General features: G+C 29.7%; 1 pseudogene. It reads right to left on the bottom strand.

The features are described 5' to 3' along the window. Positions 1-780, bottom strand: a pseudogene (locus tag HMPREF9073_RS15890) (leucine-rich repeat domain-containing protein); the annotation flags it as partial.

The raw sequence follows: 780 nt of genomic DNA, 5'->3' as shown, positions 1-780 counted from the left end.
CATTAAATCTCGCAACACCTATTTTTTTATCAGGGATATATGTTTCAACAAATTTTTTAGTTTCTGGTCGATTAAAAATATCTTCAGTAGGAGTAAAAAATAGTGTACCGTTCGTGTTGTCTTTTTCTCCACGAGATAGGTAGTATAAAAATTTCTGAGTAGGATAAATAACTTTAGCAGAGATACCGCCTAAATATATATATTGTACTACTTGTAGTTTACTTAAATCTATCGTAGATTTTAAAGCAGGTAAATTTAAAAAAGAAATACTATAAGCAGAAATAGGAGCGGGGGCTTTGCTTACATCAGGAAAGATCACTTCTTCTAATTGTGAACAGTTTGCAAAACGAATAGCAGTTCCTGAAAAATTATTGTGATTAGCAACTCCTTTTTGCATTATTGCTTTTGATGCAGATAAATCTATTTTTTTTATGCTTGCATTATTCATTATTTGAATAGCAATTAAATTCTCAGCTTTTGATAAATCTATATTAGGAGTATCTACCCAAACAATACCAAAGCCACCCACCTTTTGTCCTAATTTTAAATATGGAATACTTTGTTTTTTAGTTGCACTTAGTTCTATATAAATAGTAGCTTTAAGCAATGGATTACTGATAATATATTCAATTCCTTCAAGATTATTTATCTTAGAAGTATCAATTATATTAGGATTATTTTGTGAAGCTTGTGAAATCATAAGCGCATTAACAGCCTCTTCAGAGCTTAATCTTTTTGAAAGGTCTATCTTATCACCACTAAACACACTTGCAAAATTAG

This window comes from Capnocytophaga sp. oral taxon 326 str. F0382 (assembly GCF_000318295.1).
Lineage (GTDB): Bacteria > Bacteroidota > Bacteroidia > Flavobacteriales > Flavobacteriaceae > Capnocytophaga > Capnocytophaga periodontitidis.
This window is presented reverse-complemented; position numbering and strand designations above follow the sequence as displayed.